Source organism: Bradyrhizobium sp. CCBAU 11386, from assembly GCF_028128955.1.
In the GTDB taxonomy this organism is placed as follows: domain Bacteria; phylum Pseudomonadota; class Alphaproteobacteria; order Rhizobiales; family Xanthobacteraceae; genus Bradyrhizobium.
In genome coordinates this window covers 17,133-31,042 of sequence record NZ_LBKA01000236.1, presented here as the reverse complement: position 1 = coordinate 31,042, position 13,910 = coordinate 17,133, and the positions used below count along the sequence as shown (strand labels likewise).

Below are 13,910 nucleotides of genomic sequence, written 5' to 3'. Positions count from 1 at the left end.
GCCCCAAGACCGCACGAATTTGCGCGCGGCGACCCCCGTCGCGCGCGAATCAAACGACAATACCCTCACCGCGACTCCAGCGGTAAGAGTCCAGATCGTGAACGCAAAGGCGGTCCCACAAAAATGCCGGGTGCGCGGTTCCCGGTTCACGTAGTTCTTCGGGTGATTCGGCTGGAATTGCCGTGCGTTAGCGGCCGGTCGAGCCGAAGCCGCCGGCGCCGCGATCGGTCGCCGACAAGGTCGCCACGGGAACCAGCGCGGCCTGAACCACGGGCGCAATGACCATCTGCGCGATGCGGTCGCCGCGCTTGATCACGAAGGGGGCCGCGCCGTGGTTGATCAGGATCACCTTGATCTCGCCGCGGTAGTCCGCATCGACGGTTCCGGGCGAATTCAGCACCGTGACGCCGTGCTTGGCGGCAAGTCCCGAGCGCGGCCGCACCTGCGCCTCGTGCCCGGGCGGCAACGCGATCGCAAGTCCCGTCGGCACCAGCGCATATTGGCCGGATGCAAGCGTCAGCGGCTCGCTGTCCGGAACCGCGGCCATCAGATCGAGACCGGCAGCCTCCGCCGTCTGATAGGTCGGCAGCGGCAGGCCCTCGGCGTGGGCTAGCTGCTGCAGTTCGACGGTGACCTTCGTGCTCAAGATGCGGACTCCAGGGATTTGCCGGTCACGCTCTTTGCGACATGCGCGACCAGTTCGATAGCGACCTGTTCCTTGGTCATCACAGGCCAGGAATCAACTGCAATCTCTCCATCCCTGCGACTAATCAAATGCACGGTGTTGCGGTCGCCGCCCATCACGCCGGTCGCCGGTGAGACGTCGTTGGCGACGATCCAGTCGCAGCCCTTGCGGGCAAGCTTTGTCTTGGCGTTGTCGATGAGGTGCTCGGTCTCGGCGGCGAAGCCGATCACAAGCGGCGGGCGCTTGTCGGTCAGCTTCGAGATCGTGGCGAGGATGTCGGGGTTCTCGACCAGCTGAAGCGGCGGCATGCCGGCCGAGGTCTTCTTCAGCTTCTGCTCGCCCTCATTGGCGACACGCCAGTCGGCGACCGCGGCGGCGAAGATCGCGATGTCGACGGGAAGGGCCGCCTGCACCTGCTCCAGCATCTGCCGCGCCGATTCCACATGCTTCACCCTCACGCCCTGGGGATCTCCAAGATCGACCGGGCCGCTCACCAGAATCACCTCGGCGCCGGCGGCGTGCGCAGCAGCGGCGATGGCAAAGCCCTGCTTGCCGGAAGAGCGGTTGGCGATGTAGCGCACCGGGTCGATCGGCTCGTGGGTGGGGCCCGCAGTGATCAGCACGCGCTTGCCGGCAAGCGGACGCGGCACCGGCGGCCGCAGCAGGCGCTCGGCGGCGGCGGCGATCTCGATCGCTTCCGACATGCGGCCGATTCCGGCCTCGCCCGCCTCGGCCATCTCCCCGGAATTCGGCCCGATCAGCACCACGCCGTCGCGCTGGAGCAAGCCAACGTTGCGGCGGGTCGCCGCGTTGTTCCACATCAGCGGATTCATCGCCGGCGCCAGCAGCACCTTGCGATTGGTCGCGAGCAGGATGGCGCTGGCGAGGTCGTCGGCATGGCCGTTCGCCATCTTGGCCATCAGGTCGGCGGTGGCGGGGGCGACCACGATCAAATCGCAGTCACGCGCGAGGCGGATATGGCCGGCGTCGAACTCGCTCTGCGGATCGAACAGGTCGGTATAAACGCGCTCATGCGAGAGCGCGCTGACCGAGAGCGGCGTGACGAATTGCTGCGCCGCCTTGGTCAGCACGCAGCGGACCTCGATGCGCCGCTCCTTCAGCCTTCGGATCAGGTCGAGCGATTTAAAGGCCGCGATCCCGCCGCCGATGATCAGGGTGACGCTGGCCTCGGGAAGGGCGCCGGTGCGCTGAGGCGCCGGAGCGGTGGATGCCGCAGGCGGCACCGCAAATGGCGTCAGCGGCTCCTCACGGCCCTCGATCAGCTCCCGCAGGATGACCCGGACCTCTTCCTCGACGGACCGGTGGTTCTTGGCCGAACGCAGCCGCAGATAGGTTTTGACACCCTCGTCGAGCTTGCGGATGGTCAGGCTTGCCATGACGCCCCTCCGGCACGGAATGATAGCGATGCTATCATCATCATGATTGCAATGCAATCAAAGATTCCGAACGGCGATCAGGATTCCGATGAAGGTCGCGGCGATGATCCAGAGCGCCACGGTGCGCCAGCGGTTCTTGCGGCCCTCGCTGCGGCCCATCGCGGCGATGCTCTCCGGCGACAGCCGGATGCCCTCCCGCGTCATGGTCTCGAGCTGCTCGAGCACCGCGACCGAGCGCTGCGCGATATCGGGCAGGCGCATCAGCACGCGGGCGAGGTCGCCGCCGCCGGAAATCGCGCCCTGCACCCGGCCGATCGGTCCGAGATTGCGCTCGATCCATTCACGCACCACGGGGTCGGCGACCTTCCAGATGTCGAGCCTGGGATCGAAGACGCGCGCGACGCCTTCGACCACCACCATGGTCTTCTGGAGCAGGATCAGCTCGGGCCGCGTCGTCATGTCGAACAGGCCGGTGACCTCGAGCAGCAGCGTCAGCAGCCGCGCCATCGAGATCTCCTCGGCGGTGCGGTTGTGGATCGGCTCGCCGATGGCGCGGATCGCTTGCGCGAAATTCTCGACCGAGTGGTGCGCAGGCACGTAGCCCGCTTCGAAATGCACCTCGGCGACGCGGCGATAATCGCGCGTGATGAAGCCGAGCAGGATTTCGGCGAGGAAGCGCCGCTCCTTCATCCCGAGCCGGCCCATGATGCCGAAATCGACCGCGACGAGGCGGCCGGTATCGTCCAGGAACAAATTGCCGGGATGCATGTCGGCATGGAAGAAACCGTCGCGCAGCGCGTGGCGCAGAAAACTCTGGATCACCTTGCGGCCGAGATCGGGCAGATCGACCTGGGCTTCTTCCAGGCGCTTGTGATCGTTCAGCGCGATGCCGTCGATCCACTCCATCGTCAGCACGTTATGCGTGGTGCGGTCCCAATCGACGGTCGGAACGCGGAAATCAGGATCGTCGAGGGTGTTCTCCGCCATCTCCGACAGCGCCGCTGCTTCCAGCCGCAGATCCATCTCCATCGCGACCGAGCGCGACATGGTGTTGATGACCTCGATGAGGCGCAGGCGCCGCGCTTCGGACGAATAGGCCTCGGCCTTGTACGCGACGAAGAAGAAATCGGAGAGATCGCGGCGGAAGCGCGAGGCGACGTTGGGCCGCAGCACCTTGACCGCGACCGACTTGCGAATGCCGTCGCGCAAGACTTCTCCGCGATGCACCTGTGCGATCGAGGCGGCGGCGACCGCCGGGCCGAAGCTCGTAAACACGTCTTTCAGCGGGCGTTCCAGCGAGGTCGCGATCGCTGCTTCCGCTTCTTCCTGCGAAAACGGCGGCAGGCGATCCTGGAGACTTTCCAGATCGCGCGCCATGATGACGCCGACGACGTCGGGGCGCGTGGCCAGAAACTGCCCGAGCTTGAGATAGGCCGGGCCCATCCGGGTCAGCGCACGCGACAGTCGTGGTCCGTGCTTTGGACCGCGCCGTTCGACGATGCGCGCAAGCTTCAGCGCGAGCTGCCCGGGCGGCGGCACCAGGCTCGGATCGACGGAGCCGAACACGCCCTCGCGCGCGAACACGAACGCAGCGCGCATCAGGCGCGCAGTGTGGGTGATGGCAGAAATCACAAACGCCAGCCCGAATGCAGTGCGACGATGCCGCCGGACAATATCTGCCAGTTCACGCGGGCGAAGCCGGCGTTGTGGATCATGTCGGCGAAGGCGTGGGGCTTGGGAAACTTGCGGATCGATTCGACGAGATATTGATAGGACTCGGCGTCGCCCGTGATCATGCGGCCGAGCGGCGGGATCACCTTGAACGAGAACAGGTCATAGAGCTTGTCGAGGCCGGGCATCTCGACGGTCGAGAACTCCAGGCACAGGAAGCGGCTGCCGGGCCTCAGCACGCGATAGGCCTCACGCAGCGCCAGGTCGATCTGCGGCACGTTGCGAATGCCGAAAGCGATCGTATATGCGTCGAAGCTGCGGTCGGCAAAAGCGAGCGCTTCGGCATTGCCTTCGACGAAGTCGACCTGGGTCTCGAGATGGCGCTTGGCGGCGCGCTCGCGGCCCACGGCAAGCATGTCGGAATTGATGTCGCAGACCGTGGCGTGGAAGCCGGGGCCGGCCGCCTTGGCGGCACGGAACGAGATGTCACCGGTGCCGCCGGCGACGTCGAGCAACGCGAACGGCCGGTCGCTCCTCGGCGGATCCAGCGCGTTGATCATGATATCCTTCCAGACCCGGTGCAGGCCGCCGGACATCAGGTCGTTCATCAGGTCATAGCGCGACGCAACGCTGTGAAACACATCATTCACCAGCGTCTGCTTGTCCCCCAGGGGAACGTCCCTGAAGCCAAAATGCGTGGTTTCGCCCGGCCGATCCATTACTCTACTCCACGAGGCGGACCATAGCGCGCCCGCCGCAATGGCGCTATCACACCGCCCTCATAAGGTGAATGCCTGACCATGCCTGAATTGCCCGAAGTCGAGACCGTCCGCCGCGGCCTTCAGCCCGTCATGGAGGGTGCGAAAATCGTCGTCGCGGAGGCCCGCCGTCCGGACTTGCGCTTTCCGTTCCAGCCGGATTTCGTGGCCCGGCTCCAGGGGCAGGTCGTCACGGGGCTTGGCCGCCGCGCAAAATATCTCATGGCCGATCTGGCCTCCGGCGACGTGCTCTTGATGCATCTGGGCATGTCGGGCTCGTTTCGCGTCATCAAACCGGACAATGACGCCGCACCTGGCGAATTTCACTATCCGCGTGGCAAAGACACCACCCATGACCATGTGCTGTTTCGGATGTCCTCGGGCGCCGACATCGTCTTCAACGATCCGCGCCGCTTCGGTTACATGAAAGTGATCGCGCGCAACGCGCTCGAAGACGAGCCGCTGTTGCGCGGCCTCGGCCCCGAGCCGCTCGGCAACGAATTCGATGCCGCGATGCTGGCGCGATCCTGCGAAGGCAAGACCACGAGCCTGAAGGCCGCGCTGCTCGACCAGCGCGTGGTGGCCGGGCTCGGCAACATCTATGTCTGCGAGGCCTTGCATCGCTCTCATCTCTCGCCGCGCCGCATCGCCGCGACGCTGTCGACCAGGAAGGGCGAGCCGACAGATCATGCGAAGAGATTGGTCGGTGCGATCCACACCGTGCTGAACGACGCCATCAAGGCCGGCGGATCGTCACTGCGCGACCATCGCCAGACCACAGGCGAGCTCGGCTACTTCCAGCACTCGTTCAAGGTCTATGACCGGGAGGGCGAGACCTGCAAGACGCCTGCTTGCGGCGGCACGATCAAGCGCTTCAACCAGAACGGCCGGTCGACCTTCTGGTGTTCGAAATGTCAGAAGTGAGGATCAGGCTCGCAGCCGAGAGGCCGTAAGTCTCTGTGAGGGGCCGCGCCTGCCACGAGCGTCATTGCGAGCGCAGCGAAGCAATCCGGCCGGGCTGGTGGCCGGATTGCTTCGTCGCTGGGCCCTTCCGGATGGTGAAGGGCCGGCTGCCGCCTGAGCGATCGCCCCGCTCAGGACGTCAGTGTCGTGGTCTCGTCCGCCGCAAGCTCGGTGGCGGCATGCAGCATGCCGTCCGTGGCCGGGATGACCTGGTCAATCAGGACATTGGTCGTGGCGCTGAGCTCGAGCCGGGTCTCGATCCACTGCCAGAGGCCGCGGATCTCGTCCGCCGACTTGCCGTTCGGCGCGAATTCGCTGACGGCGAGGCCGCTGGCGAGTGAATCCTGGTGGTCGTTGCGCATCGCGATCAGGGGACGCGCGAGCACCTCGGCGAGATCGAGCGCGGCTTCCTCGGCGAGCGTGTTGGCGGCATTGTCGATGCGCTGGCCGCGGATCGGCGTCTGGTTCAGCACGAAGCTGTAGGGCCGCTTCCAGGCGCGCGCGACGCTCAGCGTCGAGGCGGTCGCCTCGATGTCGGCGACGCTCGGGCGGGCCGGGATCAGGCAGAGATCGGAATGACGGATCGCAGCGGTGGTCGCGGCGCTGAGGCCGGCCGCGGTGTCGACGATCGCAAGCTGCAGGCCGCTGTCAGCCAGCATGTTCAGGCGAGGCCCGATGTCGGCGGCGTGATAGATCGGCTCGACCACGAGATCCTCGGTGGTGCGACGTCGCTGCCAGTTGGACAGGGTGCCCTGCGGGTCAGTCTCGATCAGGCGGACGGTGAAGCCGGCCTGCTTGGCTGCCAGCGCGAGGCCGATGGCAAGCGTGCTCTTGCCACTGCCGCCCTTTTGGGTGGCCAGTACGATCGTGTGCATGGAAGATAAATCCTTTGGAGTGCCTGGGTCAGGAATACGCCACGCGAACGTGCATCGCTTCTTGATGCTGAGCTCTTCTCGCTCAGGACGTGCCGGCCCGATCCAAAGGGGGATCGCGGAGGTCCGAATCAACGGTAACAATGATGGCGGAATCGGGAATGCCAGCTAATCCGTACCATTACTGGACCCGTAGTCGTACGTGCGATGTGCGCCGATCAACACGAGAGATTGTGATTGTTGCCCGGCTTACTTCCGCACGCAGATGACCCGGACGACGGCCGCCTTCGCGTCCGTTGCCGTGCCGTTCGCTGTGACGCCGTTGGCCTTCAGGAAATCGCGCACCGTCTCCGCTGAGACCATCACGGCCTGCGATGCCGGCACCGACGTCGCGGGTCCCGCCACCATCGCCGGCTTCAACAGCGCAATGCCGGCGAATTTGCCGTCGGCGTCGATCGCGGGGCTACCGGAAAATCCGACCGCCGGTGGCGGCGACAGTGCGGAATCGCTGCTCGTGACGGGCGCCAGCGCGCCCTTGACACTCGAGACCCCGGCCGCGCCGCCCTGGCTTTGCGGATCGGCGATGCCGACGACGTCGACATTCGTCTTCGCCCCGCCGCCAGCGAGGCTGAGCGGCTTCAGGCCGCGCGCGCCGTAGATGTGCAAGAGTGCGAGATCGTGCTCCTTGTCCTCGGCAAGACGATCGGCGCTGCCATAGCCGGCGATGGTGATCGCAAGACAGCTGTCGGTGACGAGGCGGTCGGCGAGGATCGCGCCGTCGGCGCTGACGACGATGCCGGTGCCGTATTCGACGGTCTTGCGCGGTGCCGGTCCGGCTTGCGGTCCTGCCGGAAATGCATTGAACGCGCTCGACATCGCGATCACGACCGGCTCGACCGTGTTCTCGGTGGCCTGATCGTAGAGGATCGTCATGATGCGGACTTCGTCGCCCTTGAAGGTGCCGCGCACGTAGAATTTCTTCAGGCCCTGGAGACCGGACAGCACGAAGAAGTCGGGCTTCACCACGGTGTAGTCGACCTTGCGGCCGGTCGGTTCCTTCTTCTCGGCGTCCGCGAGCTTTGCGGTGGTCGGGTTCGCCTCCTTGCGCCGGCTCAGCAGCACCTGCACCGTTCCGGTCGGCGAGGTCCACTTCGAGCCGTTGGCGTCGGTCGCCTGCTGCGGCACCAGCTTGCCGGGGATGCCGAGCCGGGCGCCGCTGGTCGGCTCCATCACGATCTTCCAGCCGACGCTGTCCTGCTTCCGCCGCGCGGTCTCCGCGAGCGCGGCGCGCTCCTGCGGATTGAGCACGCCGGTCGGCTTGCCGCCCTTGTTCTTCTGGTACTCCTTGATGGCATTGACCATGCGCTCGCTGACGTCGCCGGTGATGGCGCCGTTATATTGGCCGACCCAGGCGAGGTCGGATTGAAGCGACAGGCGTTCGGCCTGTGCCATGGCATCGGCCGTTTCCGACGGTGTTTGAAGTGCGGGCGGGCGGATCGGAACGGTCTGGACCGTCTTTGGCCTGGTGCCGGGGCTCTGCGGCGTCGTCATCTGGGCGTTCGCGCCTGTGGCAGCCGCAAACATCAGTGTTGCCGCAAGCATCGATCTCATGACAAATCCAGCCAGCCCATTGAACGCAATGCCATTGAAGCACATCTCGTTGGTCGCGAACAATCTCGGGGTGGTTCAGGCCTGCTACGGGGGCCGTGAACTCAAGTCCTCATCCTGAGGAGCGGCCTTAGGCCGCGTCTCGAAGGATGGCCCCGGGCGAGATCTGGGCCTTCATGGTTCGAGACGCGCGTTCCGCGCTCCTCACCATGAGGATCGAGAGCGAGGGCATGGTAGGAGAGACGGACGATGCTGAGCCCGGACGAACTCGAACGCTATGCCCGCCATATCGTGCTGCGCGACGTCGGCGGCCCGGGCCAGGCCGCGCTGAAGCGGGCCTCGGTGCTGGTGATCGGCGCCGGCGGGCTCGGCGCGCCCGCCTTGATGTATCTGGCCGCCGCCGGAATCGGTACGCTCGGCGTGGTCGATGACGATGTGGTGTCGCTATCCAATCTCCAACGCCAGGTGATCCATACGACGCCGGACATCGGCCGCCACAAGGTCGAGAGCGCGGCCGAGCGCATTTCCGCGCTCAATCCACATGTGCGCTTCGTCGGTCACGCCACCTGGCTCAACGCCGACAACGCGCTCAGCCTGATCGCCGACTACGACCTCGTGCTCGACGGCTCCGACAATTTCTCGACGCGTTATCTGGTCTCGGATGCCTGCTTCTTCGCGAAGAGGCCGCTGATCACCGCGGCGCTCGGCACCTTCGACGGCTCGCTCACCACCATTCGCGCGCATGAGACGAACGAGCAGGGCGTGTTCAACCCGACTTATCGCTGCCTGTTTCCGGAAGCGCCGCCGCCCGGCACGGTGCCGGCTTGCGCCGAGGCCGGCGTCATGGGCGCGCTTGCGGGCGTGCTCGGTTCGATGATGGCGCTGGAGGCGATCCGCGAGATCGTCGGTTTCGGCGACGGCCTCGTCGGCCGCCTCCTGATGATCGATGCGCGCGCGATGCGCTTCGAGACGCTGCGCTACGAGCGCGATCCGGCCAATCCGCTCAACGGCGATGGGCCTGTGATCACCGACCTCAGCAGCCATCGCACCTGATAGCCGGCTCACGCGCCGGCCGGCTTCTCGCTGTCGAGATGCGCCATCTGCTCGGCCGCATAGCGCGTGCCGGAAGCGACATTCGGCGGGAAGGCTTGTGCCAGGGCCGCAAGATGCGCCGGTGTCAGCGTCACCTTGGTCGCGCCGAGCGCTTCGGTGAGGCGGTTGCGGCTGCGGGCGCCGACCAGCGGCACGATCTCCTTGCCCTGCGCCGCCACCCAGGCGATCGCGACCTGCGCCGGTGTCGCGCCGATCTCGGCCGCGATGGCACGCAGCCGCTCCACCAGCGCGAGATTGGCGTCGAGATTGTTGCCCTGGAAGCGCGGCGTCATCAGCCGGTAGTCCTTGCCGGCCTTGCCCGAGTCCTTCGACCAATGGCCGCTGATCAGGCCGCGCGCGAGCACGCCATAGGCGGTGATGCCGATGCCGAGCTCGCGGCAGGTCTTCAGAATGTCGCGCTCGATGCCGCGCTCGATCAGCGAATACTCGATCTGGAGATCGACGATCGGATGCACCGCATGCGCGCGGCGAATTGTGTCGGAGCCGACCTCGGACAGTCCGATATGCCTGATGTAGCCCGCCTTCACGAGATCGGCGAGGCCGCCGATGGTCTCCTCGATGGGAACGTTGGGATCGAGACGCGCCGGGCGGTAGACGTCGATGTAGTCGGTGCCCAGACGCTGCAGCGAGTAAGCGAGGAAGTTTTTGGTCGCGGCTGGCCTTGTGTCCATGCCGGCGAATTCACCGGCGGGGCCGCGCAGCGCGCCGAACTTGACGCTGATCTGCACCCTGTCGCGCGGGACGTTCGTCAGCGCCTCGCGAACCAGCATCTCGTTGTGGCCCATGGCGTAGAAGTCGCCGGTGTCGAGCAGTGTGATGCCGGCATCGAGCGCCGCATGCACCGTAGCAATGCTCTCGCCGCGATCGGCGGGGCCATAGACCTCCGACATGCCCATGCAGCCGAGACCGAGGGCGGAGACGGTGGGGCCGGTTAAACCGAGTTTGCGCTGTTCCATGATGGCTCTCCTCGAAAAGGCGGGCTGATTGCGCCGCGTGACGAGGCTGGATATGCGCCCGGGCGATTGCGCCGATAAGCTGGACAATCCGGAATAGCGTGTTCACATTAGTGAACAATGACCGATCCTGACCTGCGCGATCTCGATGTCTTCGTGGCGGTCGCCCGCACCCGCAATTTCCGGCGCGCGGCGGTTGAAATTCGCGTGTCCGTGTCGAGCCTTAGCCAGCGATTACGGGACCTGGAGGAGCGCCTTGGCGTCCGCCTGATGAACCGCACGACCCGCAGCGTCGCCCTGACCGAGGCGGGTGAGCTGCTGCTGTCTCGGGTGGCCCCGGCGCTGCGCGATGTCGGCGATGCGCTGGATCAGGTGCGGGGCCTGCGCGAGGTCGCCTCCGGCCGGCTGCGCATCAACGCGCCGCCGCCGGCGGTCGATCTCGTGCTGGCGCCGATGGTCGGGCCGTTTCTTCAGGCGCATCCGCAGGTCGATCTCGACATCGTCAGCGAAAGCGGCTTCGTCGACATCGTCAGCGCCGGCTTCGATGCCGGCGTGCGTTATGGCGAGCATCTCGCGAAGGACATGGTGGCGGTCCCGCTGAGCGGTCCGCAGCACTATGTCGTCGTCGCGTCGCCTGCTTACGTCGCACGCCGCGGCAGGCCCAGGCATCCGAAGGACCTGCTCGACCATGATTGCATCCGCGCCCGCTACTCGAGCGGCGTCATGCATGATTGGGAGTTCGAGAAGGGTGGCGAGATGATGAAGGTCGATCCGCCCGCAAAACTGATCTCGACCAATATGGGCCTTGCCATGCGCGCCGCGCTCGACGGCGTAGGCATCTGGGCGACGCTCGATGGCTATGTCGGTGAAGCCTTGAAGTCCGGTGTGCTGGTCAGCCTGCTCCAGGATTGGTGCGAGCCGTTTCCGGGACCGTTCCTGTACTATCCGAGCCGGCGCCAGGCGCCGCCGGCGCTGCGCGCCTTCATCGACTTCGTGGCCGACTGGCGCAAGCGCGAAACGCGCAGCAAATAAGCCTCAGAGCATGCTCGGCAGCACGCGATCCGGCGGCTTGTGGGCGTCGAGGAAGGTGCGGATGTTGATGATCACCTTCTCGCCCATGTCGACGCGGCCTTCGATCGTGGCCGAGCCCATATGCGGGAGCAGCGTCACCTTGCCGGCCTTGGCGAGCCGCACCAGCTTCGGATTGATCGCGGGCTCGTGCTCATAGACGTCGAGGCCGGCGCCGCCGATCTCGCCGCCTTCAATCAGCTTGATCAGCGTGTCCTCGTCGGTGACCTCGCCGCGCGCGGTGTTGACGATGTAGGCGTCCTTGCGGATCAGCTTCAATCGCCGCGCCGAGAGCAGGTGATAGGTCGCCGGCGTGTGCGGACAGTTCACCGAGATGATGTCCATCCGCGCCAGCATCTGGTCGAGGCTTTCCCAATAGGTCGCGCCAAGCTCTTCCGCGATCTTCGGCGCGACGGGGCGGCGGTTGTGATAGTGGATCTGCAAGCCGAAGGCGCGGGCGCGGCGGGCGACAGCCTGGCCGATGCGGCCCATGCCGACGATGCCGAGGCGCTTGCCGCCGATGCGGTGGCCGAGCATCCAGGTCGGCGACCAGCCGGGCCAGGGCTTGCCTTCCGTCAGGATCGAGGCGCCTTCGATCATCCGCCGAGGCACGGCCAGGATCAGCGCCATGGTCATGTCGGCGGTGTCTTCGGTCAGAACCTTTGGGGTGTTGGTGACGGTGATGCCGCGGGCATGCGCGGCCTCGACATCGATATTGTCGACGCCGTTGCCGAAATTGGCGATCAGGCGGAGCTTGCAGTCGGGCTGGTTGACGACGTCGGCGGTGATGTGGTCCGTGACGGTCGGAACCAGCACGTCGGCGGTGCGCGCGGCTTCCGCGATCTGCTCGGCCGACATCGGGGTGTCATCGAGATTGATCCGCGCGTCGAACAGCTCGCGCATCCGCGTCTCGATCGAATCCGGCAGCTTGCGCGTCACCACGACGAGGGGCTTTTTCTTCACCGACATGTCCTGCTCTCATGAGGCGTGGCAAGCCCGCCTCTGTCGCCAAAGGCCGGCCGTTCAGGCCTCATTAACCCGGTTGTTCGACACTGCCCTTGCCGTGTCGTCCCCGGCGTTTCCTTCAAGCTCTCCCGATATTTCCACCCGGAAAATCGGGCCAAACTGGTTGTTCAAGCGTCCGTCCTCTCTAGCAGAAGGCCGGGCCAAGACAAGAACCACGGGCCGGGCTTGGGGAACACCCGCGTGGGGCGGGTCAGGGACAACCACGGCAGGGTTTTTTGGGAATTTTGGGGTGAGGGTCCGGCTCGGCCGGCTCCTCGACAGGAGACGGGTTGATGGCGTTGGGGCGTTTTTGTTCGGTGATGGCGCTCGTTTGCACCTGGTTGAGCGCCTCGGTCAGCCCCTCGCATTCGGCGAAGGAAACCACCCCCCAGAGCGCCAGCGGCCTCCCGGTGCCGCGCTATGTCAGCCTCAAGTCGGATCACGTGAACGTCCGTGCCGGTCCGACCAAGGACAATGACGTGGCCTGGGTCTATACCCGTGCCGGTCTGCCGGTCGAAATCACCGCCGAGTTCGAGAACTGGCGCCGGGTGCGCGATTCCGAAGGCGCCGAGGGCTGGGTCTATCATTCCTTGCTGTCGGGCCGCCGCACCGCGGTCGTCACCATGAAGCACAAGGACGAGCTCGCGCCGATCTACGACCGCGCCGATCCCGACAGCGCGGTTGCGGCCAAGCTCCAGGCTGGTGTCGTCACCCAGGTGAAGAAGTGCAGCGCAAACTGGTGCCGCGTCACCGGTAACGGTTTTGACGGCTGGATCCAGCAGGAACGCCTCTGGGGCGTGTATTCGGACGAGCAGGTGAACTGACGCGATAGAAGCGAGCTATTGCTCCAGCGTCATGCCCGGGCATAGCCGTCCGAAGGACGGCGTCGCTTCCGCTCGCCTATGTCCCGGGCATCCACGCACTTCCGCGCTCAGCCCAAGAACGTGGATGGCCGGGACAAGCCCGGCCATGACGACTAAATCAACAGTTTAGGATAGATCTCAGCGCTTCTTGCGCAGGCGCACGACCATGTCGATGCGCGAGATCTCGTAACCCTCGGGCACCTCCGGCATCTTGGACAGGGCCAGATGCGGATCCTCGATGTCGACCAGCTCATGGCTGTTCTCGAGGTAATAGTGGTGGTGGGTGGTGACGTTGGTGTCGAAATAGGTCTTGGTGCCGTCGACACTGACTTGGCGGAGCAGGCCGGCGTCGGTGAGCTGGTTCAGCGTGTTGTAGACGGTCGCCAGCGACACCGGAACCTTGGCCAGCGTGGCTTCCTCGTACAGCATTTCCGCCGTAAGGTGGCGCGCACCCTTGCCGAACAAGAGCCAGCCCAGCGCCATGCGCTGGCGCGTCGGACGGAGCCCGGCGGACTGGAGCATTTCGTTGACATCGTGCCACGGGCAGCCGGTCAAAGCCGGCTGGCGGCCGGACAGGAGGGCCGCGGCATGGACGTCGTCGTCGTGATGGGACGCGGTATTCTCGCTCATTTCCAGATTTCGGGCACGCGTGAACAATCTGTATCTGCAATATAAGAACAGATAGATGCAGATGCAAGTTTCTCGCAACTAGAGAGGTTCTAATCAGGCTGGAACCGAGCGAGCAGCCCGTCATTTTACCTTCATGACAGCGCTTTGCCGCCGAAATGGCCTGTGTTAGAGAGCGCGCGGTTCCGCTTAGCCGATTTTGGTGCACCCGGGCATCGAGGCCCGGTCCGCAGTCCATACGGGGCTTGTGGGAGTTGCGCCTGACGATGGCTGTTGGCGTTGCTCTCCGACCGGGACGGGGCCCATTTTCGCCAAAAAACGTCGCTC

Annotated in this window: 13 protein-coding genes; 4 read left to right on the top strand and 9 right to left on the bottom strand. The window is 65.4% G+C overall.

Features of this window, described 5'->3' with window-relative positions; genetic code table 11:
* Positions 1–187 precede the first annotated feature (187 nt).
* Genes dut through ubiE form a run of 4 tightly spaced genes read right to left on the bottom strand, consistent with a single transcriptional unit; the run spans position 188 to position 4,472 of the window.
* Positions 188–646 (bottom strand): dUTP diphosphatase, encoded by a 459-nt coding sequence (gene dut / locus XI09_RS24490; protein WP_271569137.1) that lies wholly within the window; start codon positions 644–646, stop codon positions 188–190.
* Complete coding sequence (coaBC, locus tag XI09_RS24485; protein WP_271569136.1) at positions 643–2,082, bottom strand: bifunctional phosphopantothenoylcysteine decarboxylase/phosphopantothenate--cysteine ligase CoaBC; 1,440 nt, start codon at positions 2,080–2,082, stop codon at positions 643–645. The genes dut and coaBC overlap by 4 nt, the downstream gene beginning before the upstream one ends.
* A gap of 57 nt (positions 2,083–2,139) precedes the next feature.
* The gene (gene ubiB / locus XI09_RS24480; RefSeq protein ID WP_271569135.1) at positions 2,140–3,714 is read right to left on the bottom strand and encodes a 2-polyprenylphenol 6-hydroxylase; all 1,575 of its coding nucleotides are present in this window, start codon (positions 3,712–3,714) and stop codon (positions 2,140–2,142) included.
* Positions 3,711–4,472 (bottom strand): bifunctional demethylmenaquinone methyltransferase/2-methoxy-6-polyprenyl-1,4-benzoquinol methylase UbiE, encoded by a 762-nt coding sequence (ubiE, locus tag XI09_RS24475; protein WP_271569134.1) that lies wholly within the window; start codon positions 4,470–4,472, stop codon positions 3,711–3,713. The genes ubiB and ubiE overlap by 4 nt, the downstream gene beginning before the upstream one ends.
* An 81-nt stretch (positions 4,473–4,553) precedes the next feature.
* On the opposite strand from ubiE, the gene mutM reads away from it, so the two are divergent.
* Positions 4,554–5,435 (top strand): bifunctional DNA-formamidopyrimidine glycosylase/DNA-(apurinic or apyrimidinic site) lyase, encoded by an 882-nt coding sequence (mutM, locus tag XI09_RS24470; RefSeq protein WP_092190395.1) that lies wholly within the window; start codon positions 4,554–4,556, stop codon positions 5,433–5,435.
* A gap of 170 nt (positions 5,436–5,605) precedes the next feature.
* Here mutM and XI09_RS24465 read toward each other — a convergent pair whose 3' ends face one another.
* Complete coding sequence (locus XI09_RS24465) at positions 5,606–6,349, bottom strand: ParA family protein (RefSeq protein WP_271569133.1); 744 nt, start codon at positions 6,347–6,349, stop codon at positions 5,606–5,608.
* 246 nt (positions 6,350–6,595) lie between these two features.
* Complete coding sequence (locus XI09_RS24460; RefSeq protein WP_271569132.1) at positions 6,596–7,957, bottom strand: serine protease; 1,362 nt, start codon at positions 7,955–7,957, stop codon at positions 6,596–6,598.
* 246 nt (positions 7,958–8,203) lie between these two features.
* Here XI09_RS24460 and XI09_RS24455 point away from each other — a divergent pair, with 246 nt between their 5' ends.
* Positions 8,204–9,007 (top strand): HesA/MoeB/ThiF family protein, encoded by an 804-nt coding sequence (locus XI09_RS24455; protein ID WP_271569131.1) that lies wholly within the window; start codon positions 8,204–8,206, stop codon positions 9,005–9,007.
* An 8-nt stretch (positions 9,008–9,015) separates the two neighbouring features.
* Here the strand turns inward: XI09_RS24455 and XI09_RS24450 are convergent, their stop codons facing one another.
* Positions 9,016–10,023, bottom strand: a complete 1,008-nt coding sequence (locus tag XI09_RS24450; RefSeq protein ID WP_271569130.1) for an aldo/keto reductase — start codon at positions 10,021–10,023, stop codon at positions 9,016–9,018.
* A gap of 117 nt (positions 10,024–10,140) precedes the next feature.
* On the opposite strand from XI09_RS24450, the gene XI09_RS24445 reads away from it, so the two are divergent.
* Positions 10,141–11,052, top strand: a complete 912-nt coding sequence (locus XI09_RS24445) for a LysR family transcriptional regulator (RefSeq protein ID WP_271569129.1) — start codon at positions 10,141–10,143, stop codon at positions 11,050–11,052.
* A 3-nt stretch (positions 11,053–11,055) separates the two neighbouring features.
* On the opposite strand, the gene XI09_RS24440 is transcribed toward XI09_RS24445, so the two are convergent.
* A complete protein-coding gene (locus XI09_RS24440) occupies positions 11,056–12,057 on the bottom strand; it encodes a 2-hydroxyacid dehydrogenase (protein ID WP_271569128.1) in 1,002 nt (333 codons plus the stop codon).
* A 329-nt stretch (positions 12,058–12,386) separates the two neighbouring features.
* Between XI09_RS24440 and XI09_RS24435 the strand changes: the two genes are divergently transcribed.
* On the top strand, positions 12,387–12,917 hold the full coding sequence (locus tag XI09_RS24435) for an SH3 domain-containing protein (protein WP_271569127.1): 531 nt from the start codon (positions 12,387–12,389) through the stop codon (positions 12,915–12,917).
* A gap of 177 nt (positions 12,918–13,094) precedes the next feature.
* Here XI09_RS24435 and irrA read toward each other — a convergent pair whose 3' ends face one another.
* Positions 13,095–13,586, bottom strand: a complete 492-nt coding sequence (irrA, locus tag XI09_RS24430) for an iron response transcriptional regulator IrrA (RefSeq protein ID WP_092190410.1) — start codon at positions 13,584–13,586, stop codon at positions 13,095–13,097.
* Between the last annotated feature and the right edge of the window lie 324 nt (positions 13,587–13,910).

Excerpts from the sequence above, each read along its gene's own strand:
- XI09_RS24465 (WP_271569133.1), bottom strand. The coding sequence starts at position 6,349 with ATGCACACGATCGTACTGGCCACCCAAAAGGGCGGCAGTGGCAAGAGC.
- mutM (WP_092190395.1), top strand. The coding sequence starts at position 4,554 with ATGCCTGAATTGCCCGAAGTCGAGACCGTCCGCCGCGGCCTTCAGCCC.
- XI09_RS24455 (WP_271569131.1), top strand. The coding sequence starts at position 8,204 with ATGCTGAGCCCGGACGAACTCGAACGCTATGCCCGCCATATCGTGCTG.
- XI09_RS24435 (WP_271569127.1), top strand. The coding sequence starts at position 12,387 with ATGGCGTTGGGGCGTTTTTGTTCGGTGATGGCGCTCGTTTGCACCTGG.
- XI09_RS24460 (WP_271569132.1), bottom strand. The coding sequence starts at position 7,957 with ATGAGATCGATGCTTGCGGCAACACTGATGTTTGCGGCTGCCACAGGC.
- coaBC (WP_271569136.1), bottom strand. The coding sequence starts at position 2,082 with ATGGCAAGCCTGACCATCCGCAAGCTCGACGAGGGTGTCAAAACCTAT.
- irrA (WP_092190410.1), bottom strand. The coding sequence starts at position 13,586 with ATGAGCGAGAATACCGCGTCCCATCACGACGACGACGTCCATGCCGCG.
- ubiE (WP_271569134.1), bottom strand. The coding sequence starts at position 4,472 with ATGGATCGGCCGGGCGAAACCACGCATTTTGGCTTCAGGGACGTTCCC.
- XI09_RS24450 (WP_271569130.1), bottom strand. The coding sequence starts at position 10,023 with ATGGAACAGCGCAAACTCGGTTTAACCGGCCCCACCGTCTCCGCCCTC.
- XI09_RS24445 (WP_271569129.1), top strand. The coding sequence starts at position 10,141 with ATGACCGATCCTGACCTGCGCGATCTCGATGTCTTCGTGGCGGTCGCC.
- XI09_RS24440 (WP_271569128.1), bottom strand. The coding sequence starts at position 12,057 with ATGTCGGTGAAGAAAAAGCCCCTCGTCGTGGTGACGCGCAAGCTGCCG.